21 protein-coding genes and 1 pseudogene are annotated in these 24,057 nt (G+C 70.2%); 9 read left to right on the top strand and 13 right to left on the bottom strand.

Going from position 1 to position 24,057, the window contains the following annotated elements; genetic code table 11:
* Positions 1 to 43 precede the first annotated feature (43 nt).
* Complete coding sequence (locus ABZ826_RS18045) at positions 44 to 937, bottom strand: DMT family transporter (protein WP_361448565.1); 894 nt, start codon at positions 935 to 937, stop codon at positions 44 to 46.
* A 204-nt stretch (positions 938 to 1,141) separates the two neighbouring features.
* On the opposite strand from ABZ826_RS18045, the gene ABZ826_RS18040 reads away from it, so the two are divergent.
* The 3 genes from ABZ826_RS18040 (at position 1,142) to ABZ826_RS18030 (ending at position 6,295) form a co-directional block, all read left to right on the top strand.
* Positions 1,142 to 2,797, top strand: a complete 1,656-nt coding sequence (locus ABZ826_RS18040) for an FAD-binding dehydrogenase (RefSeq protein ID WP_361448562.1) — start codon at positions 1,142 to 1,144, stop codon at positions 2,795 to 2,797.
* 86 nt (positions 2,798 to 2,883) lie between these two features.
* Positions 2,884 to 3,834 (top strand): LysR substrate-binding domain-containing protein, encoded by a 951-nt coding sequence (locus tag ABZ826_RS18035; protein WP_361448559.1) that lies wholly within the window; start codon positions 2,884 to 2,886, stop codon positions 3,832 to 3,834.
* A 718-nt stretch (positions 3,835 to 4,552) separates the two neighbouring features.
* Positions 4,553 to 6,295 carry an acyl-CoA dehydrogenase gene (locus tag ABZ826_RS18030; protein WP_361448719.1) on the top strand — a complete coding sequence of 581 codons (1,743 nt, stop codon included), beginning with the start codon at positions 4,553 to 4,555 and terminating at the stop codon, positions 6,293 to 6,295.
* Positions 6,296 to 6,485: 190 nt separating this feature from the next.
* Here the strand turns inward: ABZ826_RS18030 and ABZ826_RS18025 are convergent, their stop codons facing one another.
* Genes ABZ826_RS18025 through ABZ826_RS17990 form a run of 8 tightly spaced genes read right to left on the bottom strand, consistent with a single transcriptional unit; the run spans position 6,486 to position 13,501 of the window.
* Positions 6,486 to 7,496, bottom strand: coding sequence for an amidohydrolase family protein (locus ABZ826_RS18025; protein ID WP_361448556.1), 1,011 nt, complete (start codon positions 7,494 to 7,496; stop codon positions 6,486 to 6,488).
* 2 nt (positions 7,497 to 7,498) lie between these two features.
* Positions 7,499 to 8,020, bottom strand: a complete 522-nt coding sequence (locus tag ABZ826_RS18020; protein ID WP_361448553.1) for a 3-hydroxyanthranilate 3,4-dioxygenase — start codon at positions 8,018 to 8,020, stop codon at positions 7,499 to 7,501.
* A complete protein-coding gene (locus tag ABZ826_RS18015; protein ID WP_361448550.1) occupies positions 8,017 to 8,472 on the bottom strand; it encodes a RidA family protein in 456 nt (151 codons plus the stop codon). Before ABZ826_RS18015 ends, ABZ826_RS18020 begins: the two co-directional genes overlap by 4 nt.
* Positions 8,472 to 9,236 (bottom strand): 4-oxalocrotonate decarboxylase, encoded by a 765-nt coding sequence (locus ABZ826_RS18010; protein ID WP_361448547.1) that lies wholly within the window; start codon positions 9,234 to 9,236, stop codon positions 8,472 to 8,474. Before ABZ826_RS18010 ends, ABZ826_RS18015 begins: the two co-directional genes overlap by 1 nt.
* Positions 9,233 to 10,264, bottom strand: coding sequence for a 4-hydroxy-2-oxovalerate aldolase (dmpG, locus tag ABZ826_RS18005; RefSeq protein WP_361448544.1), 1,032 nt, complete (start codon positions 10,262 to 10,264; stop codon positions 9,233 to 9,235). The genes ABZ826_RS18010 and dmpG overlap by 4 nt, the downstream gene beginning before the upstream one ends.
* Positions 10,261 to 11,217, bottom strand: coding sequence for an acetaldehyde dehydrogenase (acetylating) (locus ABZ826_RS18000; protein ID WP_361448541.1), 957 nt, complete (start codon positions 11,215 to 11,217; stop codon positions 10,261 to 10,263). The genes dmpG and ABZ826_RS18000 overlap by 4 nt, the downstream gene beginning before the upstream one ends.
* Positions 11,214 to 12,029: a fumarylacetoacetate hydrolase family protein gene (locus tag ABZ826_RS17995; RefSeq protein WP_361448538.1), complete on the bottom strand. Its 816-nt coding sequence runs from the start codon at positions 12,027 to 12,029 to the stop codon at positions 11,214 to 11,216. The genes ABZ826_RS18000 and ABZ826_RS17995 overlap by 4 nt, the downstream gene beginning before the upstream one ends.
* The gene (locus tag ABZ826_RS17990) at positions 12,026 to 13,501 is read right to left on the bottom strand and encodes a 2-hydroxymuconic semialdehyde dehydrogenase (protein ID WP_361448535.1); all 1,476 of its coding nucleotides are present in this window, start codon (positions 13,499 to 13,501) and stop codon (positions 12,026 to 12,028) included. The genes ABZ826_RS17995 and ABZ826_RS17990 overlap by 4 nt, the downstream gene beginning before the upstream one ends.
* A 282-nt stretch (positions 13,502 to 13,783) precedes the next feature.
* Here ABZ826_RS17990 and ABZ826_RS17985 point away from each other — a divergent pair, with 282 nt between their 5' ends.
* Together ABZ826_RS17985 and ABZ826_RS17980 are read left to right on the top strand one after the other, a co-directional pair.
* A complete protein-coding gene (locus tag ABZ826_RS17985) occupies positions 13,784 to 15,133 on the top strand; it encodes an MFS transporter (RefSeq protein WP_361448532.1) in 1,350 nt (449 codons plus the stop codon).
* Positions 15,130 to 16,353: a carboxylesterase family protein gene (locus ABZ826_RS17980; protein ID WP_361448529.1), complete on the top strand. Its 1,224-nt coding sequence runs from the start codon at positions 15,130 to 15,132 to the stop codon at positions 16,351 to 16,353. The genes ABZ826_RS17985 and ABZ826_RS17980 overlap by 4 nt, the downstream gene beginning before the upstream one ends.
* A 19-nt stretch (positions 16,354 to 16,372) precedes the next feature.
* Here ABZ826_RS17980 and ABZ826_RS17975 read toward each other — a convergent pair whose 3' ends face one another.
* Entirely contained in the window at positions 16,373 to 16,822 is a 450-nt protein-coding gene (locus tag ABZ826_RS17975) for an ASCH domain-containing protein (protein ID WP_361448716.1), read from the bottom strand.
* A gap of 127 nt (positions 16,823 to 16,949) precedes the next feature.
* On the opposite strand from ABZ826_RS17975, the pseudogene ABZ826_RS17970 reads away from it, so the two are divergent.
* Positions 16,950 to 17,195: pseudogene (locus tag ABZ826_RS17970) on the top strand (formate dehydrogenase); the annotation flags it as partial.
* A gap of 45 nt (positions 17,196 to 17,240) precedes the next feature.
* Here ABZ826_RS17970 and ABZ826_RS17965 read toward each other — a convergent pair.
* Together ABZ826_RS17965 and ABZ826_RS17960 are read right to left on the bottom strand one after the other, a co-directional pair.
* A complete protein-coding gene (locus ABZ826_RS17965) occupies positions 17,241 to 18,638 on the bottom strand; it encodes a gluconate:H+ symporter (RefSeq protein ID WP_361448526.1) in 1,398 nt (465 codons plus the stop codon).
* Positions 18,639 to 18,649: 11 nt separating this feature from the next.
* Positions 18,650 to 19,159, bottom strand: a complete 510-nt coding sequence (locus ABZ826_RS17960; RefSeq protein ID WP_361448523.1) for a gluconokinase — start codon at positions 19,157 to 19,159, stop codon at positions 18,650 to 18,652.
* A gap of 145 nt (positions 19,160 to 19,304) precedes the next feature.
* Between ABZ826_RS17960 and ABZ826_RS17955 the strand changes: the two genes are divergently transcribed.
* Positions 19,305 to 20,006, top strand: a complete 702-nt coding sequence (locus ABZ826_RS17955) for an FCD domain-containing protein (RefSeq protein ID WP_361448520.1) — start codon at positions 19,305 to 19,307, stop codon at positions 20,004 to 20,006.
* A gap of 150 nt (positions 20,007 to 20,156) precedes the next feature.
* Here the strand turns inward: ABZ826_RS17955 and phsA are convergent, their stop codons facing one another.
* Positions 20,157 to 22,061 carry an O-aminophenol oxidase PhsA gene (gene phsA, locus ABZ826_RS17950; protein WP_361448517.1) on the bottom strand — a complete coding sequence of 635 codons (1,905 nt, stop codon included), beginning with the start codon at positions 22,059 to 22,061 and terminating at the stop codon, positions 20,157 to 20,159.
* A 272-nt stretch (positions 22,062 to 22,333) separates the two neighbouring features.
* Here phsA and ABZ826_RS17945 point away from each other — a divergent pair, with 272 nt between their 5' ends.
* Together ABZ826_RS17945 and ABZ826_RS17940 are read left to right on the top strand one after the other, a co-directional pair.
* The gene (locus tag ABZ826_RS17945; RefSeq protein ID WP_361448514.1) at positions 22,334 to 23,419 is read left to right on the top strand and encodes an S-(hydroxymethyl)mycothiol dehydrogenase; all 1,086 of its coding nucleotides are present in this window, start codon (positions 22,334 to 22,336) and stop codon (positions 23,417 to 23,419) included.
* The gene (locus ABZ826_RS17940; RefSeq protein WP_361448511.1) at positions 23,419 to 24,048 is read left to right on the top strand and encodes an MBL fold metallo-hydrolase; all 630 of its coding nucleotides are present in this window, start codon (positions 23,419 to 23,421) and stop codon (positions 24,046 to 24,048) included. Before ABZ826_RS17945 ends, ABZ826_RS17940 begins: the two co-directional genes overlap by 1 nt.
* Positions 24,049 to 24,057 lie beyond the last annotated feature (9 nt).

The raw sequence follows: 24,057 nt of genomic DNA, 5'->3' as shown, positions 1-24,057 counted from the left end.
AATAACCAGCGCGATCACCCCCCTGTGACCGGACAGACGTCGCTCAGTTCGGCTGGAGGCTCTTCTCCCGGCGTCCGCCCACGGGCCCCTCCGGCATCGCCGGATGCAGTCCCAGCAGCACGATCCCGACGACGATCGCCGCGAGGCCGACCGCCTGCCAGGCCAGCGCACCGGCGTCGGTACGCAACTGGTCACCGAGGAAGCCCACCCCGCAGGCGATCCCGGCCAGCGGCTGGGACGCGGTCAACGGGGGCAACGAGACCCGCAGCGGTCCCGTCTCGAACGCGCTCTGCACCAGCAGCAGCCCCGTCACCCCCAGCACCACCACCCCGTACGGCTGCCACGACGTCACCAGTTCCGTCCAGCCCCCTTCGGACAGGCGCTGGCCACTGAGCCGGGTGAGGGCGTCCTGGAGTCCGTACAGCAGTCCGGCCGCCACCGCGAGCAGCGCCGGGGCGGCCCCGGACGGCGAGCGCTTGGCGAAGGTGGTGAGCAGCAGGGCGGCGCCCACGACCACGCCGATGACCAGCCAGTGCCGCAGCATATTGGTCACCGCCTCGCCGCCCCGGGGCTCGCCGGCCAGCAGGAACGCGGTGACCCCGCCGGCCAGCAGCCAGAGCCCGGACCAGCCCTGTCGGCCGAGCCGCTGCCCGGTGCGATGGCGGGACAGGGCCATCGCGAAGAGCAGGTTGGTGGCGAGCAGGGGTTCGACGACGGACACCTCGCCCTTTCCCAGGGCCAGGGCGCCCAGCACCATGCCGCAGACCATCAGCCCGATCCCGGCCAGCCAGCTCGGTACCCGCATCAGGTCCAGCAGCAGCCGGGGCGAGAGGTAGTCGCTCCTCGGGGCGTGCGAAGCGGCGGCCTGCTGAAGGACGAAGCCGAATCCCAGACAGCAGGCGGCACTCACGGCGAGCACGAGGACCAGCACCGACACGCTTCTACCTCAAGTCAGGCCAGAGGTGGCTGATTTGTTTCGACGATAGCGCCTGCGCCCCGAGGGCGCGGCCGGAGTGCCGCCGACCGGGCGGTTGACGCCGCAGCGGCCGGTGCAGAGGATCTGACGCACGAGTAACTTCCGGCGTCCGAGCCGGACCGTCACCGTGGCCGCGACCGGATCGCCCCGAAAAGGATGGAACCCATGACGTACGACGCTGATGTGATCGTGATCGGGGCAGGGCTCGCGGGGCTGGTGGCCACCGCCGAGCTGGTCGACGCGGGCCGGTCGGTGATCCTGCTCGACCAGGAGCCCGAACAGTCGATCGGCGGCCAGACACACTGGTCCTTCGGCGGTCTCTTCCTCGTCGACTCGCCCGAGCAGCGCCGGCTGCGCGTCAAGGACAGTCATGAGCTGGCCCTCCAGGACTGGCTCGGCACGGCGGGCTTCGACCGTGAGGAGGACCGCTGGCCACGGAAGTGGGCCGAGGCGTACGTCGACTTCGCCGCCGGTGAGAAGCGTTCCTGGCTGCACGCCCAGGGGCTGCGGCTCTTCCCCGTCGTCGGCTGGGCGGAGCGCGGCGGCTACGACGCGAACGGGCACGGCAACTCCGTACCCCGCTTCCACATCACCTGGGGCACCGGCCCCGGCGTCGTCGCCCCCTTCGAGCGCCGGGTCCGTGCGGGCGTCGCCAAGGGGCTCGTCCGGCTGAGGTTTCGCCACCGGGTCACCGGGCTCGGCCGCACCGCGGGCGCCGTCGACACGGTGAGCGGCGAGATCCTGGAGCCGAGCGCGGCCGCCCGGGGCACCGCGAGCAGCCGGGTGACGGCCGGCGCCTTCGAGCTGAGGGCCCAGGCGGTGATCGTCACCTCCGGCGGCATCGGCGGCAACCACGACCTCGTACGCAAGCAGTGGCCCCGTCGGCTCGGCACCCCGCCCGCGAAGATGCTCTCCGGCGTTCCCGCCCATGTGGACGGACTCATGCTCGGCATCGCCGAGGAGGCCGGCGCCCACCACATCAACCGCGACCGGATGTGGCACTACACCGAGGGCATCGAGAACTGGAACCCGATCTGGGCCAGGCACGGCATCCGGATCCTGCCGGGACCGTCCTCGCTGTGGCTGGACGCCCGCGGCAAACGGCTGCCGGTCCCGCTCTTCCCCGGCTTCGACACCCTGGGCACCCTCGAACACATCATGAGGTCCGGCCACGGCCACACCTGGTTCGTTCTCGACCGGAAGATCATCGGCAAGGAGTTCGCGCTCTCCGGCTCCGAGCAGAATCCCGACCTGACCGGGAAGTCGGTCCGCGACGTGATCGGCCGGGCCCGCGCGGACGTACCGGCCCCGGTGAAGGCGTTCATGGACAACGGGGTGGACTTCGTCGTCGAGAAGGACCTCGGCGCACTGGTCCGCGGGATGAACGCGCTCACCGACGAGCCGCTGATCGACGCGGCCGAACTGCGCCGCGAGATCACCGCGCGCGACCGCGAGATCGCCAACCCCTTCACCAAGGACCTCCAGATCACCGCGATCCGCGGGGCCCGCGCCTATCTCGGCGACAGGCTGATCCGTACGGCGCCGCCGCACCGCATCCTCGACCCCGAGGCCGGTCCGCTGATCGCCGTACGGCTCAACATCCTGACCCGCAAGTCGCTCGGCGGACTGGAGACGGATCTGTCCTCCCGGGTGCTGACCGAGGACGGTACGCCCTTGTCCGGTGTGTACGCGGCGGGGGAGGCGGCCGGATTCGGCGGCGGCGGGATGCACGGCTACCGCTCGCTGGAAGGGACCTTCCTCGGTGGCTGCATATTCTCCGGCCGCGCGGCGGGCAGGGCGGCGGCGCGGGCGGTGGGATAGGGCACGCACGTCCTTGGAGTTCCGGCTTCCGGACCCGGACCGGGCCCGTCCGGGGTGGTCCGGCGCGCCGCGGATAGAGTCGTGGAGTGAAGATCCCGCGTCTCCTCGACGGTCGGCTGAAGTTCCGCCACCTGGTCCTCGTCGACGCGCTCTCCCGGCAGGGAAGCGTCGTCGGCGCCGCCGCGGAACTGCACGTCACCCAGCCGGCCGCCACCCGCAGCCTGCACGAGTTGGAGGACATCCTCGGCGTCCCGCTGTACGAACGCGGGCCCCGTGGCGTCACCGCCACCGTCTTCGGTGAGGCATTCACCGAGCACGCGCGGGCCGTGCTGGCCCAACTGGCGCAGGCGGGCCGCCATGTGGTGGAGCTGGCAGACGCCGACCGCGGCACGGTCATCGTCGGCACCCATCTGGCCGGGTCCAACGTGCTCCTCCCGAGGGCCATCGCCGAGATCAAGAAGGAGCGCCCCTATCTGACGGTGATCGTCCGCGAGGCGTCGCCGGAAGCGCTGCTCCTGGAGCTGGAGGCCGGCCGCATCGACTTCATCGTCGGCCGGCTCACCGTTCCCTCCGACGAGCGGACCGTGCGCCGCAAGCTCTACGACGAGTCGGTCGAACTCGTGGTCAGGGCCTCGCACGCGCTCGCCGGGCAGACCTCGGTGGAGCTCTCGGACCTGGCGCACTACCCGTGGATCCTGCCGGGCGCGGAGACCGCGCTGCGGCGGGAGATCGAGGAGTTCTTCGCCCGGCACGGCATGCCGCTGCCGATGAACCGGGTCGAGACCACATCGTTTCTGACTGTCCGTCAACTCCTCTTGGAGACCGATGTCGTCGCGGCACTGCCCAGCCTGATCACCCGGGACGACACCCGGATCGTCCGGCTGGCAGTGCCGCTGGACCCGATCGGCCACAGCGTCGGGCTGACCCTCTCGGCCGCCCGTGCGTTGGGCCCGTCGGCGCAGGCGCTGATCCGGAGCCTGGAGGGCATCGCCGCCCACATGGCCCCGCAGGGCGCGGAGGGCGACGACTCCCCCTGAGAGCCTGTCGGGCGGCCTCTGATCGGGCGGCCACGCCCTGGCACGCACTCCCCCAAGGCCTTAACGACCTCGCCCGCGATTGTCAGCGGCGTCGCGGTGTCCGGGACCTCCGCCTCCGGCGTTGTCGTCAGTCGCCGACGCTCCTTCCCCAAGCTCTCAGCTGCGTTCGAGCAGGGGAGGCCCCATCCGACTCCCCCCTCCGCCTTGGATTCGAAGGCCCTGGACGCCGCTCCTTCTCCCACTGCCAATCGCGGGCGAGGTCGTAAGGGCCAGGGGGACCCCCTCCCGCGTTGCCGAAATGCCCTGGTAGCTCCATCCCCGAGGTCTCGGCTTCGTTCGAGCAGGGGAGACCCCGTCCGAGGACATCCCGGCGCCTTGGAATCGCACGCACCAGACCGCGTCCGCTGTCCGATCGAAGGCCGCCCGACAGGCCCTGAGGCCGACGGCTGCGGTGGCCGCTCCGTCTCCGAGGAGCGGCCCCGGATCACCGAGCGGCGACCGGGTGGGTGTGCTCGCGCATTCCCTGACCCGAGCAGGCTTTCCCACACCTCGAAGTGAGCAGATACCGTCATCTGAATGATCTTAATCGTGTTGATCATCACGCCGTGATGACCGAACGTATGAGCTAGCGTTCCGAAGCGTGATCAAGACCTCGCTCTCCTCTGACCAGGCGGCTTCAACCGCTGCAGCGCTGAAACGGGCGCTCTTCGGCGAACAAATGGAGCAACTCCACGAGCCCTGGCGCAAGCTGTTCAGTACTGAGCCGTTCCGCTTCAGGGAAGGCCTGTCACCGGATGAACGCGCCGCGCTGTCCTACGAGCGTTTACACCTGATCAACGAAGCACTCGACTGCCCTGAGGACTTCGTCGTCGACGTGGAACGACTTGCGGCACTCCACGAATGGGTCGGCCCGGTGGACGCGGGACTGGGAACAGTGGCGAGCATCCACTACAACCTCTTCCTCGGCAGCCTCCTCGACCACACAGCGGGCCCGGACCGTGATCTGCGGGAGTTCGCCGAGCTGCGGCGTACGGGAACCTTCCTGTGCACGGAGGCCGGGCACGGCAACAGCGCCGCGCAACTGGAGACCACCGCCACGTACGAACGGGCCACGGGCGAGTTCGTGCTGAACACCCCCCATGCGGCCGCCCGTAAGTTCATGCCGAACACCAGCTCCACCGGCGGACCCAAAACCGCTGTCGTCGCCGCCCGCCTCATCGTGGACGAGAAGGACCAGGGCGTCTTCCTGTTCCTCACTCCACTCAGCGACGATGCCGGGCTCCCGATGCCAGGAGTCGAGATACGCAGGCTGCCGCAGACGGCCACCGCCCCCGTCGACCACTGCGTCACGTCCTTCGACCATGTCCGGCTGCCACAGGAGGCGCTTCTGCAGTCCGACCACGGACACCTCACACCGGAAGGCGTCTTCACCAGTTCGATCGGCAGCCCCCGCAAGCGCTTCCTGCGCTCCATCGGCCGCGTCACCACCGGCAAGCTCTGTATGAGCGGCTACAGCCTCGGTGTCACGCGCCACGCGCTCGCCGTGGCCGTACGGCACGCCCACACGAGACAGACTTCCGGCGTGTCGGCCCGCGGCAGCGTTCCGCTGTTCGCCCACCGCAGCCACCACACTCCACTCCTCGACGCCATCGCCACCACCTACGCCGCGACGCTTCTGCACCGCGCCGCGGTACGGCAGTGGGCGCAGGCAACGGAATCGGAGCGGGAGAACGGTGAGCGGTTCGCAGCCATAGCCAAGGGCTGGATCACGTGGCGGGCCCGCGCCGTCATGACCGAGTGCCGCGAACGCTGTGGTGCGCAGGGGCTCTTCCTGGCCAACGGAATCGCGGGCCAGCTGGCGGCCAACGAGGGAACCATCACGGCGGAGGGTGACAACCTTGTCATCTGGGTCAAGGCGGCCGGCGAAATGCTCCTCGGGCATTTCACTCCGAAGGCGTCCCGTGATGCGGCGCCCGAGGACCGCGAGCTCGACGATCCGGTCTTCCTCCAAGACCTCTTGGCGGACATCGAACGCATCTGGCATCAGCGTGCGCGTACCCGCCTGCGCAGCGGAAAGGCCGGCGACCCTCTCAACCGATGGAACACCACCGTCACACCGGCTCTGGAACTGGTCGACGCCTACGCGCACCGCCAGGCCGCACAAGCTCTTCTGGATGCCGCCGTCCAGGCTTCCCACCCTGAGGCACAGCACCAACTGCGGTTGCTGCACCGTCTGTTCGCCCTGCGTCGCGTCGCGGCCCACAGCGGGGACCTGCTCGCGGAGGGGCACCTGACCAGTGCTCAGGTGAGGCAACTCCCCGACGCGGCCGAGAGTGTCGTCGCGGAGCTCGAACCCCAGGCCGTGACCCTCACCAACGGATTCGCCGTTGTGGACGAGGTTCTCCTCGATCACCCGATCAACCGTTCTGAAGGCCTCGAAGGCAGCCCGTCGCCCCTGTGAGAGCCTTCGCGGACCGGTCGGCCGAAGGCCGATCCGACACTGTCGGCGAGGGACGGGCCGCATCCACCCCCGGGGGTGGATGCGCCCCGTCCCTCGCCGCAGGCGTGGGTGCTCCGGTCCGGAGCGACACCACGGGCGAAGACCTCGAATGCCTCGTCGGCTGTCCGAACCCGATCCCGGACTCAGCAGATCAGGGCGCGTCCGCCCCCGTCAGCCCGAGAAAGCGCTCCGCGTTGCCGTGCGTGATCAGCTCACGGCTGCGCGCGTCGAGGAAGGCGCTCGTGCGGACCACCTCACCGGCCGGACGTTCGCCCAGCGGATACGGGTAGTCGCTGCCCACCATCACCCGGTCCGCGCCGACCGTGTCGACCAGGAGCCGCAGGGCACGGTCGTCGAAGACGACCGAGTCGACGTAGAACCGGCCCAGATAGTGCGAGGGCGGGCGCTCCGAGGTGCCGATGACGTCGTTCCTGCCGTGCCAGGCGTTCTCCATCCGGCCGAGCCAGAAGGCGAAGGACCCGCCGCCGTGCGCGAAACAGATCTTCAGCCGGTCGTCGATCCGGTCGAAGACACCGCCCAGGATCAGGGCGAGAATCGACAGATGGGTCTCGGCGGGCATGGCCGTGAGCCATTGCGCCATCCACCGGTCCAGCCGCGGGGAACTCGCCATGTCCCAGGGGTGCACGAACACCGGCACATCGAGCGAGGCACAGTGCTGGAGGAAGGTCACGACGCCCTCGCTGTCCAGGTCGCGATCACCGACATGGTTGCCGATCTCGACCCCCCGGTGCCCGTTGGCGATGCTCCGTTCCAGCTCGCGGCAGGCCGCGTCGGGGTCCTGCAACGGCACCTGGCAGAACGGGATCAGCCGGTCCGGAGCCGGGGCGACGATCTCCAGCGCGAGGTCGTTGAAGATCCGCGAGACCTTCGCCGCCTCCGCCCCGTCGCGGCCGTAGGTGAAGAACGCCGGGGTGGGGGAGACCACTTGGCGGTGCACTCCGTCCGCGTCCATGTCCCGCAGCCGGGTATCGGCGTCCCAGGCGTCGGCCCGGATCCGCCGGAACTCCTTGGAGCCCATCATGATCACGGCGTCGGACTCGGACTCGATCCGCAGCCAGGGCGCCTCGGGACCTGCCTCGGCCGTGAGATCCGGCCAGCCGCGCGGAACGTAGTGGGTGTGGATGTCGATCGTGCGGTCCACGCTCAGCCCTTCCCGGGATGCAGGGCACCGCAGTTCGGGCACGTGCGCGCCTTCTCGTCCCCGTAGAACTCGGCGAAGACCGGCGGCAGATCCGCGACGATGTCCCGCACCTGCAGCTCGATCTCATGGATCTTCGTGGCGCACTCGGGGCAGTACCACTGGAACTTCTCCAGAGTGCCCTCCTCCCGGACGCGTTCGATGACCAGCCCGATCGAACCGGCGTCGGGCCGCTGCGGGGAGTGCGGCACATTGCCGGGCAGCAGCCAGGCCTCGCCCTGCCGGATGTGCACGGTCCGCGGCCCGTCCTCGGTCATGACGTCGACGTGCATATCGCCCTTGACCTGGTAGAACCACTCCTCGTACGGGTCCAGGTGGAAGTCGGTCCGCTGGTTGGGGCCGCCGACGATCTGGACGATGAAGTCCTGGCCCAGGGACATGGTGCGGTTGTTCACCGGCGGCTTGAGCAGGTGCTCGTGCTCGGCGATCCAGCCCTGGAAATTGATGACCGGGGGAAGGACGGTCATGAGGACACCTCCGTGCTGTGCGCTGCGATGGACTGACGGGGCCGCGGCAGATGGGCGACGGCCTGGATCTCGATCAGCAGATGGGGATGCGGCAACTGGTGCACCGCGACGGTCGTGCGGGTCGGCCCCCGCTCGTCGAAGAACTCGCCGTAGACCTCGTTGTATCCGCCGAAGTCGTTCATGGACACCAGATAGGTGGTGATCTGGGCGATGTCGCGGAGCTCGGCGCCCACCTCGGCGAGGATGTCCCGGATGTTCTCGATCACCGCCCGGGTCTGTGCCCTGATGTCCAGCTCCGTGGTGCCGAACTCATCGGCCTCGACGCCCACGAACGTATTGTCGGGCCGCCGCGAACTGGTGCCGGAGACGAACACCAGGTCACCGACGACCTTCACATGAGGGAACCGGCCACGCGGCGTGGCCCTGCCCTCGATCACCCGTGCACCGTCCATCAGAACCCCTTCACCGCGACGGACCCGACGCCCGCCACCTCGCACTCGGTGACCCCGGCCACCAGCGGCACGGCCGCCGTGGCCGCCCCGGCCAGCACCACCTGCCCGGCCTTCAGCGGAATCCGGCGGCGCCGGCACATGTCCAGCAGCGCGTGGAGCGCGCGCACCGGGTCACCGAGGATCGCGGCGGTCGAACCCACCGCCTCCGTCGCCGCGGTACGCAGCCGCACCGCACGGTTGGCGACGCTCTCCACGGCCCGCCACGGGCCGATCACGTAACCGGCCGCGGAGGTGTTGTCCGCGACGACATCGGTGTACGTGAAACGGAAGTCCCGGTACCGCGAGTCGATGATCTCGATGGCCGGAGCCATCGCGTCCACACAGGACCCGATGTCCGTCAGGGGGTCGTCCAGGTCCACGTCCCGGCAGAGCCGGTAGGCGACCTCTGGCTCCGCCTTCGGGTGGATGAAGCGCGACAGGTCGACCTCGTCGCCGTCCGCGATCCGCATCGCGTCGGTGAGCCGGCCCACGATCACATCGCTGACGCCCATCTGCGCCATCTTGGCCTTGCTGGTGAACCCGAGCTTCGCGCCCACGATCCGCTCGCCGCGCGCCACCCGCAGCGCCAGCAACGCGGCTTGGACGGCGTACGCGTCGTCGATGTCGAACTCATGGCTGTCGGCGAGGCTAGGGGTGTCGGTGCGGGATGTCTGCGCCGTGTCCAGCCGCTGCGCCAGTATGCCCGTCAGTTCCGCCGAAATCACTTGTCGTTCCCTTCCGTCAGGGCCTCGCGCCGCGCGGCCAGGTCCAGTGCGATGTCCACGATCAGGTCCTCCTGGCCGCCCACCATCCGGCGCCGGCCGACCTCCAGCAGGATCTGGCGGGTGTCGACCCCGTAGCGCCGCGCCGCGCGTTCGGCGTGCAACAGGAAGCTGGAGTAGACACCGGCGTAGCCCAGCGTCAAGGTCTCCCGGTCCACCTGCACCGGCCGGTCGCGCAGCGGGCGGATGATGTCGTCGGCGGCGTCCTGGAGCGCGAACAGGTCGCAGCCGTGCTCCCAGCCCAGCAGATCGGCGACGGCGACGAACGGCTCCGCCGGACAGTTGCCGGCCCCCGCGCCCTGCCCCGCCAGCGCCACATCGACGCGGTACGCGCCGTGCTCCACGGCGGTCACACTGTTGGCGACCGACAGCGAGAGGTTCTCGTGCGCGTGGATGCCGATCTCCGTCGACTCGTCCAGCACGTCGCGGTACGCGTCGACCCGGGCAGCGACCTCACGCATCGTCAGCCGCCCACCGGAATCGGTGACATAGACACAGTGCGCCCCGTACGACTCCATCAGCCGGGCCTGCCGGGCGAGCCCCTCGGCGGAGTTGAGATGACTCATCATCAAGAACCCCGAGACGTCCATCCCGTTCTCCCGGGCCCAGGAGATGTGCTGCGCGCCGACATCGGCCTCGGTGCAGTGCGTCGCGACGCGTACGCTGCGCACCCCGAGGGCGTGGGCGCGGCGCAGATGGTCGATGGTGCCGATGCCCGGCAGCAGCAGTGTCGTCAGCTTCGCGTGTTCGAGGACGTCCGCCGCGGCCTCGATCCACTCCTCGTCGCTGTGCGCGCCGAACCCGTAGTTCGCGCTCGATCCGCCGAGACCGTCGCCGTGCGCGACCTCGATGGCGGCGACGCCGGAGCGGTCGAGCGCGGCGACGATCCGGCGCACCTGGTCGACGGTGTACATGTGCCCCATCGCGTGCATGCCGTCGCGCAGGGTCACGTCCTGGACGTACAGCTTCATGAGGTCACCCATCCTCGGAGTGCGGCGACCTTCTCCGCGGTGCGGACCGCGGCGGAGGTCATGATGTCGAGATTGCCGGCGTAGTCGGGCAGGTAGTGGCCGGCGCCGAGCACCTCCAGGAACACCGAGACCCTGACCCCGGTGACCCGTCGCCCGAGGGCCGGGACGAGGGTGTCCTCGACCGGGTCGAACTGCACGTCCTGCTTGAGCCGGTAGCCGGGCACGTACTCCCGTACGGATCGCGCCATCCGCTGTACGGAGGCCACGATCCGGTCCCGGTCCGCGCCCGACAGTTCGCCCTCGACGAGGCAGAAGACCGTGTCGCGCATGGCGAGCGGGGGGTCCGCGGGGTTGAGGACGATGATGGCCTTGCCGGCCTCGGCGCCGCCGACGAGCCGGATCGCCTCGCTCGTCGTCTCGGTGAACTCGTCGATGTTGGCCCGGGTGCCGGGACCGGCCGACCTCGACGCGATGGAGGCGACGATCTCCCCGTACGCGACCGGCGCGATCCGGGAGACGGCGGCCACGACCGGAATGGTCGCCTGGCCCCCGCAGGTCACCATGTTGACGTCTGCCGCGTCCAGATGCTCGTCCAGATTGACCGACGGCACCACGAACGGCCCGAGAGCCGCGGGGGTGAGGTCGATCATCAGCTTGCCGTGCTCCGCGGCGAGCCGCGCGTTGCGCACATGGGCCTTGGCCGAGGTCGCGTCGAAGATCACCTTGATGCCGGCGAATTCGGGCATCGCCGCGAGTCCGTCGATGCCGCGATGCGTGGTGGCGACCCCCAGCCGGGCGGCGCGGGCCAGCCCGTCGGAGTCGGGGTCGATGCCCACCATCGCACCCATGCGCAGCGACTCGGAGAGCCGCAGCACCTTGATCATGAGATCGGTTCCGATGTTGCCGGACCCGATGACGGCGACCGGAACGGTGCCGGATGCGGTGGAACTCACTGGGTCTCCTCCTCGATGACTGCCTCGACCTCGCCGAGTCCGTCCAGTGCCAGCCGGTACCGGCCCGGACCGCTGATCGGCACCATCGGGCCGAGCGCCCCGGACATCACCACGTCCCCGGCCCGCAACGGCTGCTCCCGGGCGGCCAGTTCACGCGCCAGCCAGGCAACGGCGACGACCGGGGAGCCGAGGCAGGCGTGGCCGGCGCCGAAGGAGACCGGCTCACCGTCCCGATGGAGCACCATCCCGACCCGGGAGAGGTCGAGCCCGCTCAGCGGGTACGCGGTGGTGCCGAGCACGACCGCGCCGCTGGAGGCGTTGTCGGCGACGGTGTCGGTGATGGCCAGGTCCCAGCCGGTGATCCGGGAGTCGACGATCTCGATGGCGGGCAGCACGAAGTCGGTGGCCCGCAGCACATCGGCGACGCCCGCGCCGGGCCGGTCGATGTCCCGGCCGAGCACGAAGGCGATCTCACCCTCCGCGCGCGGCTGGAGGAAGCGGTTCAGCGGCAGCGGTTCGGTGTGCGCGTACATCATGTCGTCGAAGAGCACCCCGAAGTCCGGCCGGAACACATCGAACTGCTGCTGCACGGCAGGGGCGGTGAGACCGATCTTGGCGCCCACCACCCGGGCCCCGGCCGCGCTTCTGGCTGCGGCGAGGCGCCGCTGCACCTCATAGGCGGCATCGATGTCGTCGCGGCCCAGGAACTCCCGGACGGGAGCGCACGGAGTGCCGGTGGCGGACGCGGCCGCCAGGCGTGCCACGGCCGCGTCGATCGGTGCGGACAGGTCGGGGTCGTGATGATCGGTCACAGCTGTACGCACACATTCGTCGGCTCGGTGTAGAAGTGCAGGGAGGACGCGCCGCCCTCGCGGCCGATGCCGGAGAGCCCGACACCGCCGAACGGGGAGCGCAGATCGCGCAGGAACCAGGTGTTGACCCAGGCCATCCCGACGTTCATGGCCTGCGCCACCCGGTGACCGCGGCGCAGATCGTTGGTCCACACCGAGGCCGCGAGGCCGTACTCGGTGTCGTTGGCCAGGGCGACGGCCTCCGCTTCGGTGTCGAAGGGGATCAGGGCGGCCACCGGCCCGAAGATCTCCTCGCGCACCACCCGGTCCGCGTTGGTCAGCCCCGTCCACAGCGTCGGCTCGATCCAGGAACCGCCCGCGAGTCCGGGGCCCAGCTGTGGCACGCCGCCGCCGGTGAGCACGTTCGCCCCGGCCCGCTCGGCGAGCTCGAAGCAGCCCAGCACCTTGTCCCGGTGCGTCTGGGAGATCAGCGGTCCGGTGGTGGTCCGCTCGTCCGTCGGATCGCCCAGTCGCAGGCCCCGGGCCCGCTCCGCGAGCCCTTCGGCGATGTCGTCGAAGACCGAGCGCTGGACGTAGACCCGCTCGGTGCACAAACAGACCTGACCGGTGTTGGTGAAGACCGACCTGGTCAGCCCGGTCAGCGCCTCGTCCAGGTCGACGTCGTCGAAGACGACTGCGGCGTTCTTCCCGCCCAGTTCGAACGAGACCGGGCGGACCCGGGGCGCGACCGTCCTCATGACGTGCGAGCCGGTGGCGGACGAACCGGTGAAGGTCACGCCGTCGATCCCAGGGTGTGAGGTCACGTACTCACCGGCGGAGCCGTCGCCGAAGCCGTGGACGACGTTGTACACCCCGGCGGGGAGCCCGACCTCGGCGAGCACCTCGGCCAGCAGCGTGGCGGTGGCGGGGGTCTCCTCGCTGGGCTTGACGACCAGGGCGTTGCCGCAGGCCAGGGCCGGGGCGACCTTCCAGGTCAGCAGCAGGAGGGGCAGATTCCACGGGACGACGACCGCGACGACGCCGAGCGGCTTGCGCACCGCGTAGTTGAGTGCCTGCCGGCCGCCCGCGAGATCGGTGAGGAAGGACTCCTGCCCGGCGGCGGCCACCACGTCGGCGAAGGTGCGGAAGTTCGCCAGGGCACGCGCGACATCGAGCTCCCGCGCCTGGGTCACCGGCTTGCCGGTGTCGGCGACCTCCGCCGCGACGAACTCCTCGAAGCGCTCCTCGATCCGGTCCGCGGCACGGCGCAGCAGTGCCGCGCGTTCCCGCACCGGTGTCGTCGCCCATCCGTCGTGCAGGGCCCGTCGGGCCGAAGCCACGGCGCGGTCCACCAGCGCCCTGTCCGCCTCGTGCACCCGGGCGAACGTCCGGCCGGTGGCGGGGTCGGTCTTGTCGAAGCTGCGATTCTCGTCGGGCTCCACGAATCGCCCGGCCACGAAGTTGCGGATCCACCGCCCAGTCTCTGCCGTCATGCCTCCCACTCTGATCGGCACAGCCATGCCGGACAAATGCGATTCCTGTGTGGAGCCATATCGGAAATGGCATAGGTGGGTCGCGTGCGGTGACGGGGAGGCCGGACCTTGCGAGGGTGTTCTGCTATATCCAAACGGGTATGCCGTGTCCCGGATTCGTTATTTGTGCGTCATGTCTCAGGGCACCAGGATCCACGGTTAACGACGGGTGAAGCCCGGCCGTCGTAGCGGCTGTCCGGGGCGAACCGCCCACAGCCCGCCATCCAAGTGATAGGTCACCCCGTGAACACTTCACCTCGCGAAGAACGCTCGGGCGGCGCCCGAGCCACTGCCGGCAGAACCGCCCTCGCCACGCTCGCAGGCACCACGCTGGAGTGGTACGACTTCTTTCTCTACGGCACGGCCGCGGCGCTCATCTTCAACCAGCAGTTCTTCCCCTCGCTGAGCCCGGCCGCCGGCACCCTGGCCGCCTTCAGCACCTTCGCCGTCGGTTTCATCGCACGTCCGCTCGGCGGTCTGGTCTTCGGCCACTACGGAGACCGCATCGGCCGCAAGGCGACGCTGGTGGTCTCCCTCGTCCTGATGGGCATCGGCTCCACGCTCATCGGCGCCATCCCGAGCTACGACACCATCGGCTTCTGGGCCCCGGTCCTCCTGGTCGCCCTGCGTATCGTCCAGGGCATCGGACTCGGCGGCGAGGGAGCCGGAGCGACCCTGATGTCGATGGAACACGCACCACAGGGCAGGAAGAACCTGTACGCCGGGTTCCCGCAGATGGGTACACCGGGCGGACTGGTCCTGGCCAACGTCGTCTTCCTGGTCACCAACTCGGTCCTGGGCGACCACGCGTTCACCTCGTGGGGCTGGCGCATCCCGTTCCTGCTCAGCTTCGTACTGGTCGCCGTGGGCCTGGTGATCCGGCTGCGGGTGACGGAATCCCCGTCCTTCGCCCGCGCCCGCGCCCAGGGCGAAGTGGTCGGCTTCCCGCTCGCCGAATCCCTCAAGGTCGGCTTCCCCAGGCTCGCGCTGACCCTGCTCGCCGTTGTGGCGAACTCGGCCGTCGCCTATGTGTTCATGGTCTTCACCCTGTCCTACGGCTCCCAGCACCTCCACTACGACAAGCAGTTCCTCATCGTGAGCGTCACCGCCGCGGCGGCCCTGTGGTTCGTGACCATTCCGGTGTGGACGGCATTTGCCGACCGGCACGGCAGGCGGACGATGTTCATCGCCGGATCCGCCGCCATCCTCGCCTGGTGCGTCGCCTTCTTCCCGCTCCTCGACACCGGCAACTCCGCGCTCGCGGTGGTGGCTCTGCTCGGGATGGGCCTCATCATTCCGGTCACCCACTGTGTGCAGGGCAGCATCATCGTCGACACCTTCCCCGTCAACGTCCGCTACTCGGGCTCCTCGATGATCCTGCAGAGCGGCGCCATCCTCGGCGGCGGTCTCGCCCCCATGATCTCCACGGCGCTGCTCAACTCGGGCGGGTCGTCGACCGGGGTGACGTGGTACCTCGTCGGGATCTGCGCCGTCAGCCTGGCCGGCGCCGTGGCCCTGTTCCGTCTGGTGCCCGAAGAGGCGCCCGAGCCCCTGCGGGCCCCGGTGGAATCGCTCTCCGGGGGCAGCGCGTGACGGGCCCCGCCGTGGTCCGGTCCGGCCCGGTCCGCTACGCCGTGGCCGAACGCTTCGCGCGGCCCCGACCGGTGGGCGGTCACGACACCCGCCCGCCGAGCGGTGAGATCTGCCCGCAACTGCCGTCCCGGCTCGACGCGGTCATGGGGCCACCGCACGACCGGCGCCCGCAGGGCGAGGACTGCCTGAACCTCACGGTCACCACACCCGCCCGCGACACCGCGGCGCGGCCGGTCATGGTCTGGTTCCACGGCGGCGGGTTCAGCAGCGGCGCGGGCCTCATGGACTGGTACGACGGCGGCGCACTCGCCGCCGAGGGCGAGGTCGTCGTCGTGTCCGTCAACTACCGCCTGGGCGCGCTCGGATACCTCTGCCTCGACGGGCTCGCCGAGGGCAACCTCGGCCTGTACGACCAGCTCGAAGCGCTCCGCTGGGTGAACACGCACATCGCCGGGTACGGAGGCGATCCCGACGACGTCACCGTCTTCGGACAGTCCGCCGGGGCGCTCTCCATCCGGCTGCTGATGGCGCTGCCCGAGGCCCAGGGGCTGTTCCACCGCGCGATCCTGCAGAGCGCACCGCTGGCGATCGCGACACGGTCCCGGGCCGACGCCGCCGCCCTCGGCCGGATCTTCACCGAATGGCTCGCGGTCCACGCCCCCGGAGCCGACCCGCGGACCGTCGACCCCGCCGCCCTCCTCGCGGCCCAACGGGACACCGCCCTGGAGCACCGGGAACGCTCCGGCTCCACCCTGGAACCACCGTTCGGACCCGTCGGGACGGGCCATACCGGGCTCGACACGCACGTACGCGGGATGGACATCATGTACGGCTGGAACGCGGACGACATGTCCGCCTTCCCCGGCGAGAAGAGCGAGAACGGCGACCCGGCCGAGCCGACCCGCCGGATGTACGCCGAACCGCTCGCCGCGTTCGGCCGACGGCTCGCGCGGGCCGGGGCCCGCGTCCACGCCTACCGACTGGACTGGCGCCCGGCAGGATCCGCGTTCGGCGCCACCCACTGCGTGGAACTGCCGCTGCTCCTCGGCTCCCGGGCCGCCTGGCGGCAGTCCCCGATGCTGGGGGACAGCACCTGGGAGGACGTGGAAGAGCTGGGCCGGGCGATGCGCGCCACCTGGACCGCCTTCGCCCGCACCGGCCGTCCCGGCACCGTCGTCCCACCCCTGACCTGCCATGAGATCCCCGCCCCGCGGCCGTAGGGGGCCCGACGGGTCCCGTCTACCGTTCCGCCGCGCCCACGACGGGATCGAGCAGTTCGACGACCCGGAACCGTTCGGCGACGACCATGGTGTCGTCGTCGACCGTGAACTCCGGGTCGCCGAGCGCCTCCCGCATCTCCTGGCTGTGCCAGAACTTCTCGTGCCCCGCACGCCACTCGGCCACCGAGGTGTCGCCCTCGCCCTCGTCGATCGCATGCTGAAGATCGATGTCCCCGAGGCGCAGCACCCGCACCTCCGTCACCTCCAGCACCGCGATCTCCCGGCCGTCCGAGTCGATCAGCGCGGACCGCTCACCCACGGGAGGCAGCTCCTCCTTCTCCGCCTCGTACTCCGCGAGCAACCCGGTCGTCGACACCTTCTCGCCGGCGAGCACCGCCCCCACCAACCGGTCGCGCAGCGGTCCGGGGAAGGTGAGCAGAAAAGGCTTGAGAGGTTCACGGTTCGACATGGCACCAAGTCTGACATGTTCGGCCGGGCGCGGCGCCGGGACGCGCACCCGATCGGTGGGCGTCAACTGTGTGGTGAACGGGCGGAGTTGACATCGGGTACGGGCAGGCGCCCGCGGCCCCCGGCGCAACGCGGGACAGAAGCTGTACGCGGCCTGGATCGCGGGCGCGGTCCTGGTGACGACCGGCACCGGGGCGCTGATGTGGTTCACCGGCCTCGCGCCGTTGGTGTGGCGCACGAGCGCGACCTTCGTCCATGACTGGCTGGCGCTCGCGATCGGGATCGTGCCGGCCGGGCACATGGCGATGGCGCTCGCCGACCCGGAGGCATGCCGTGGCATGCGTACCGGGTCGGTCGAGCGCCACTGGGCACGGTCCCCGCATGCGCTGGGGGGGGAGGACCGTACGGGCCGCCGCTCGCTAGAGGACCAGCGACAGCAGAAGGATGAAGACCAGCGAGACCACGGAGATGATGGTCTCCATCACCGACCAGGTCTTGATCGTCTGACCGACGTTCATTCCGAAGTACTCCTTCACCAGCCAGAACCCGGCGTCATTGACATGGCTGAAGAAGAGCGAGCCCGCGCCGACGGCGAGGACCAGCAGGGCGGCGTGGGACGTGGACATGTCCGCGGCCAGCGGGGCGACCAGGCCGGCCGCCGAGATGGTCGCCACCGTCGCCGAACCGGTCGCGAGCCGGATCGCGACAGCGATCAGCCAGCCCAGCAGCAGCGCCGGGATCGACCAGTCCTTGGAGAAGTCCAGGATCATCTGACCCACACCGGCGTCGATGAGGGTCTGCTTGAAACCGCCACCCGCACCCACGATGAGCAGCACGCCCGCGATCGGGGCGAGGGACTTCTCGACGGTGGTGGAGAGCCGGCCCTTGGAGAAACCGGCCGCCCGGCCCAGCGTGAACATGCCGACTATGACGGCCGCGAGCAGCGCGATCAGCGGCGAGCCGATCACATCGGTGATCCGCTGGACGTGGTTCTCCGGATTGTCCACGACGATGTCGACCAGGGCCTTGACCAGCATCAGCGCGACGGGCAGCAGAATCGTCACCAGGGTGGCGCCGAAGCCGGGACGACGCTCCAGCTCCTCCGACGGCCGCTGCGGGATCATCTTCTCCGGAGCCTTGATGTCCACCCAGCGGGCGGCGTAGCGGGAGAAGACCGGGCCCGCGATGATCACGGTCGGGATGGCGACCAGCACACCCAGTGCCAGCGTGACACCGAGGTTGGCGCCGAGGGCGTCGATCGCCACCAGCGGGCCGGGGTGCGGCGGAATGAGCCCGTGCATCACGGAGAGGCCGGCCAGTGCCGGGATGCCGATCCGCATCAGCGAGAAGTTGCCGCGCTTGGCGACCAGCAGCACCACCGGGATCAGCAGCACGATCCCGACCTCGAAGAACAGCGGCAGGCCGATGATCGAGGCGATCAGGACCATCGCCCACGGCATGACCCGCCCGCTCGCCTTCGCGAGAATGGTGTCGACGATCTGGTCCGCGCCCCCGGAGTCGGCGAGCAGCTTGCCCAGTATGGCGCCGAGCGCGATGAGGACACCGACACCCGCGACGGTCGAGCCGAGGCCGGCGGTGAAGCTGGCGATCGTCTTGGCCGGTGCGGCGCCGGCGAAGGAGCCGAGCGCCAGCGAGCCGATGGTCAGCGCGAGGAACGCGTGCATCTTGAACTTGGTGATGAGCAGAACGATGACGGCGATGCCCGCCAGGACTGCGATGCCCAACTGCGCGTTGCCTGCCGAAGTGATGGGTTCGACGGCGTCCGCTGCCAGCATCTCGACGCTGAGACCGGTCACGGTGGTGATCCTTAGTTGTCGAGCCGGCGCAACGCGGCGACGGCTCGCTGGGTGATTTCTTCGGGGGTGCCGGACACATCGGCCGAGACGCCGGCCTCGTCCTCCTGCAGCGGCTGCAGGGTGGCGAACTGCGAGTCGAGCAGTGCGGTGGGCATGAAGTGGCCCTTGCGCTCCGCCATACGCGCCTCGATCAGGGTCCGGTCGCCGGTCAGGTGGAGGAAGACGGCGCCGGGCGCCTCGGCCCGCAGCCGGTCCCGGTAGACGCGCTTGAGCGCCGAGCTGCTCACCACCCCGCCGAGCCCCGCCCGACCGTGTGCCCACTGGCCGATCGCATCGAGCCAGGGCCACCGGTCGGAGTCGTCCAGCGGTGTGCCGGCCGACATCTTGGCGATGTTCGCCGCGGGATGGAAGTCGTCGCCCTCGGCGTACGGAACGCCGAGCTCGGCGGCGAGCAGGGGGCCGATCGTGGTCTTGCCGGTCCCTGCGACGCCCATCACCACGACGACGTGGGGGGTGCTCATTGGTGGTGCCTCGCTGTCCTCTTCGACGTCTTCCTCGACATCGGTCCGTCGCGCTACTGAAACTCATACGTACGACTTATTCAAGATGCTGTGACATAAACGTCGTACTTTTTGTTCCTGAAGGGGGCCCCGTAGGCTGGTGGCCATGACCACACCGGGCCCTGGGCTGCATACACATGTGCTGGACACCCTGGGCCTGGAGATCGCCGCGGGGGAGCACCGGCCGGGGCAGGTACTGCGCACCGACGAGCTGGCCCAGCGCTTCGACGTCTCGCGCACGGTCGTACGCGAAGTGGTCCGCGTCCTCGAATCCATGCACCTGGTCGAGTCCCGGCGCCGGGTCGGTGTGACCGTGCGTCCGACCGAGGCGTGGAACGTCTACGACCCGCAGGTCATCCGGTGGCGGCTGGCCGGCGCCGACCGCCCGCGCCAGCTGCGGTCCCTGACCGTGCTGCGCTCGGCGATCGAACCGGTCGCGGCCGGCCTCGCCGCCCGCAACGCGACCCCGGAGCAGTGCGCGGCCCTCACCGAGTGCGCGCTCGGCATGGTCGCCACCTCGCGCGGCCAGCAGTTGGAGGGCTACCTGGAGCACGACATCGCGTTCCACCGGATCGTGCTCAACGCCTCCGGCAACGAGATGTTCGCCCGGCTCGGCGACGTCGTCGCCGAGGTCCTGGCGGGGCGCACCCACCACCAGGTGATGTTCGAGGATCCGGACCCGGCCGCGGTCACCCTCCACGTCCGGCTCGCCGAAGCGGTGCGCGAGGGCGACGAGGTGGCGGCGGAGCGGCTGACGAAGGAGATCGCGGTGGGCGCCCTGCACGAGCTGGACGTACTCGCGCCCTGAGGCCCGTACCGCGGGCCGTCCGAGGAGACCGGCGCGGGCCCGCGTCCTTCCGGCACACGCGGGCGGCAGGCGGGTCCGCGGGGCCCGGACACACAACTGCCCCCGCGGGATGAGCCCGCGGGGGCAGCCGGCAGGAGCCGGGGCGGCCGGTCAGCCGCCGTGCCCCTGGTGGCCGCCGTGCCCGGCGCCGTGGTCGAATTTCATCGCCTCCGGCGGCATCACGACGAACGGCCGCATCATGCCCATGTCCTCGTGCTCCAGCAGATGGCAGTGGTACATGAACCGCCCGTACGCCCCGTCGAACGTGCCGAGCACCTTCACCAACTGCCCCTGGGGCACCCGGAAGACGTCCTTCCAGCCCTGCTCGTTCGGCGGCGTCGGGATCTTGGTGCCGTGGTCGAACGCCACGGGGGAGCGGGTTCCGCCGACCGCCGGATCGAAGCCGTCCAGCGTGTACGCCTCCCGGCCCATCACCTGGAAGTCCGTCAGATGGATGTGCATCGGATGCGTCGGGCCGCCCAGGTTGAGGAACGACCACTGTTCGAAGGTGCCCTCGCCGACGGTGAACCCGAGCCCGTCGTTGAACGTCCGGGCGATCCTGCGGTACGTGCGCACCGTGCCGTCCTCGCCCCGCACCTGGATGATCCCGTCCGAGGGCACCCGCACATCGGCGTCCTCGACCTCGGCCATCTCCCAGATCTCCGGGTGGCCGCCGCCCCCGACCGTGCCCGGTGCCGTCAGCACGACGAGCCGGTGCCCGTGCTCCACCCGGCCGTGCTCGTACCGCCGGAAGGAACCGGACAGCACCTCGGGCAGCTCGAACTCGTCCCGCCGCCGCCCCGTCTCCCGTACCCGGAACTCCATCACCTGCGGGAACGGCACACTCGCCGCCGGATCCGGCACCCCCGCCGCGAGCCTGCCCCGGTTGACCAGGCGGACCCGGCGGCCGGCCAGCGCCGAGAAGTCGATCAGCAGATCCATCCGCTCGGCCGGGGCGACCGTCAGCTGCGGCAGCACCTCGTCGAAGTCGACCGGCACCGGGCGCGGCAACAGCCCGCCGTCGCTGCCGATCTGCCGGATCACGCCCGGGACCGGGTTGTTCTCGTCGTCGACCAGCACCAGATCGTAGATCCGGGCATTGGACGCGTTGACGAGCCGGAAGCGGTACCACGCGTCGTCCACGTCGAGATGCGGCCAGATGCGGCCGTTGACCGTCGTGTACGGACCGAGGAACGGAATGGACACCGGCTTCCCGGTCTCCGGGTCGGCCTCCACGACCACCGTCGTCTTGTGCAGCAGCCGCCCGTTGAGCCGGCCGTCCTCGTCGGTGTCCAGGTTGCGGTCGGCGAGGATCAGCGGCAACTCCCGCTCGCCGGACGGCAGACCGAGCGCGTCCTCCTCGTCGTCCCTGATCAGATACGTCCCGACGAGCCCCGCGTAGACGTTCCACCGGGTGATGTTCATGGCGTGGTCGTGGTACCACCACTGGGCGGCCTGGTGGTCGTTCGGGTACTCCGAGAGCTGCGCGTCACCGAAGCCGACGGCGTTGTCCGCCCAGCCGTCGTTCCCGCCACCGGTCTGCGCGCCGTGCAGATGCGTCACCGTCCAGGCGGGCAGCGCGGCCACGTCCGCGTTCGGCTCGGCCCCGTCGCGTCCGGGCCGGTTGTGCGGCAGCGGCTCGCCCGGCTTCACCGGGCCGACCTCCACGGCGGTGACCGGGTACTCGCTGCCCCTGGGGATGCGGTTGGTCCAGGCGATCCTGACCCGCTCCCCGCGCCGTACCTCGATGGTCGGCCCCGGCACCGTGCCGTTGTACCCCCACATCAGGGTCGGCGGCAGCTGCGCGTGCAGCCGCACCCAGGTGGGTGACAGGGCGATCTCGGTCTCGCGGAGCACGTCGCCGCTCCGCGGGCGCAGCACCGGCGGCACGGGCAACGCGTCGGTGTACGGCACGAGTCCCCCGACGGGCGCGCCGAGCGCGGTCGCTCCGGGAGCCGGTCCGGGCCCGTCGGCCCGCTCGCTGATCTTCTCCGTGATCTCGGCAATCTCGGTCAAGGTGCTTCCCCCGTGATCCGTCATTCCTCTTCGGTCGGACCGACGAACCCCTGCCCCCGCAGGTATCGGTTCCGTGGTCCCTCTGCATCGAAGGACCCCCTCGGGGCCGGCGAAGTTCAGCAGTCGGCATCATCTGTCCGGAACCGGTACATCCCGACGGGTGGACAGCAGTCGTTTCCCGCCAACGCGGCGCGCCGCCGTGACACCCTCACGGGGCGTACGGTTGTTCGTGTTCGATCTTCGCGAAATGATGGAAACAGGGAGACCACGGTATGTCGCAGCAGGTGCAAGGGGTCATCGCACCGGGGAAGAACGAGCCGGTACGGGTGGAGACGATCGTGATCCCGGACCCGGGCCCCGGCGAGGCCGTGGTGAAGATCCAGGCGTGCGGCGTGTGCCACACCGATCTGCACTACAAGCAGGGCGGCATCAACGACGACTTCCCCTTCCTGCTCGGCCACGAGGCCTCGGGCGTCGTGGAGTCCGTCGGCGAGGGCGTCACGGACGTCGAGCCCGGCGACTTCGTCATCCTCAACTGGCGTGCCGTGTGCGGGCAGTGCCGTGCGTGTCTGCGCGGCCGCCCCTGGTACTGCTTCAACACCCACAACGCCGAGCAGAAGATGACACTGCTCGACGGCACGGAACTGTCGCCGGCGCTCGGCATCGGCGCCTTCGCCGAGAAGACCCTGGTCGCCGCCGGTCAGTGCACCAAGGTCGACCCGGAGGTCTCCCCGGCCGTCGCCGGGCTGCTCGGCTGCGGCGTGATGGCGGGCATCGGCGCCGCCATCAACACCGGGCAGGTCGGGCGCGGCGACTCGGTCGCCGTGATCGGCTGCGGCGGCGTCGGTGACGCGGCGATCGCGGGCGCGCGGCTGGCCGGCGCGGCGAAGATCATCGCCGTGGACATCGACGACCGCAAGCTGGAGACGGCGAAGACGATGGGCGCCACGCACACCGTCAACTCCGGCTCCACCGACCCGGTCGAGGCGATCCGCTCCCTGACCGGCGGCAACGGCGCGGATGTCGTCATCGAGGCGGTCGGCCGCCCGGAGACGTACAAGCAGGCCTTCTACGCCCGCGACCTCGCCGGCACCGTCGTCCTGGTCGGCGTCCCGACCCCGCAGATGCAGCTGGAACTGCCGCTCCTCGACGTCTTCGGCCGCGGTGGCTCGCTCAAGTCCTCCTGGTACGGCGACTGCCTGCCCTCGCGCGACTTCCCGATGCTCATCGACCTGCACCAGCAGGGCCGGATCGACCTCGGCGCGTTCGTCACCGAGACCATCGGTCTCGGCGACGTCGAGCAGGCCTTCGACCGGATGCACGGCGGCGACGTGCTGCGCTCGGTGGTGATCCTCTGATGGCCGCCCGCATCGACCACCTCGTCACCTCCGGAACCTTCGCCCTCGACGGCGGGGAGTGGGACGTCGACAACAACGTCTGGATCGTCGGCGACGACAGCGAGGCGATCGTCATCGACGCCGCCCACGACGCCGCCGCCATCGAGTCCGCGCTGAACGGCCGTACGCTGCGCGCCATCGTCTGCACGCACGCGCACAACGACCACATCGACGCGGCTCCGGCGCTCGCCGACGCCACCGGCGCACCGATCCTGCTGCACCCCGACGACCTGCCGCTGTGGCAGCAGACCCACCCGGACCGCGCCCCGGACGGCGAACTGGCCGACGGGCAGGAGCTGGAGATCGCCGGGACGACGCTCCGGGTCCTGCACACGCCCGGTCATGCCCCGGGTGCCGTCTGTCTGTACGCCCCCGAGCTGTCCACCGTCTTCACCGGCGACACGCTCTTCAAGGGTGGGCCGGGCGCCACCGGGCGGTCGTTCTCCCACTTCCCGACCATCGTCGACTCCATCCGGGACGGGCTGCTCAGCCTTCCGCCGGAGACCACCGTCCGGACCGGACACGGCGACTCCACCGCCATCGGCGCGGAGGCCCCGCATCTGGACGAGTGGATCGCCCGCGGTCACTGAGGACGGCGG

Source organism: Streptomyces sp. NPDC047515, from assembly GCF_040643055.1.
Lineage (GTDB): Bacteria > Actinomycetota > Actinomycetes > Streptomycetales > Streptomycetaceae > Streptomyces.
The sequence above is the reverse complement of the archived record's forward strand: the minus strand, read 5'-3'. Positions and strand labels throughout refer to the sequence as shown.

Bases quoted from the DNA above. Each gene is read 5' to 3' on its own strand.
- ABZ826_RS17955 (WP_361448520.1), top strand. From the start codon at position 19,305: ATGACCACACCGGGCCCTGGGCTGCATACACATGTGCTGGACACCCTG.
- ABZ826_RS17945 (WP_361448514.1), top strand. From the start codon at position 22,334: ATGTCGCAGCAGGTGCAAGGGGTCATCGCACCGGGGAAGAACGAGCCG.
- ABZ826_RS18015 (WP_361448550.1), bottom strand. From the start codon at position 8,472: ATGGACGGTGCACGGGTGATCGAGGGCAGGGCCACGCCGCGTGGCCGG.
- ABZ826_RS17960 (WP_361448523.1), bottom strand. From the start codon at position 19,159: ATGAGCACCCCCCACGTCGTCGTGGTGATGGGCGTCGCAGGGACCGGC.
- ABZ826_RS18020 (WP_361448553.1), bottom strand. From the start codon at position 8,020: ATGACCGTCCTTCCCCCGGTCATCAATTTCCAGGGCTGGATCGCCGAG.
- ABZ826_RS17940 (WP_361448511.1), top strand. From the start codon at position 23,419: ATGGCCGCCCGCATCGACCACCTCGTCACCTCCGGAACCTTCGCCCTC.
- ABZ826_RS18030 (WP_361448719.1), top strand. From the start codon at position 4,553: ATGGAGCAACTCCACGAGCCCTGGCGCAAGCTGTTCAGTACTGAGCCG.
- ABZ826_RS17975 (WP_361448716.1), bottom strand. From the start codon at position 16,822: ATGTCGAACCGTGAACCTCTCAAGCCTTTTCTGCTCACCTTCCCCGGA.
- ABZ826_RS17990 (WP_361448535.1), bottom strand. From the start codon at position 13,501: ATGACGGCAGAGACTGGGCGGTGGATCCGCAACTTCGTGGCCGGGCGA.
- dmpG (WP_361448544.1), bottom strand. From the start codon at position 10,264: ATGAAGCTGTACGTCCAGGACGTGACCCTGCGCGACGGCATGCACGCG.
- ABZ826_RS18040 (WP_361448562.1), top strand. From the start codon at position 1,142: ATGACGTACGACGCTGATGTGATCGTGATCGGGGCAGGGCTCGCGGGG.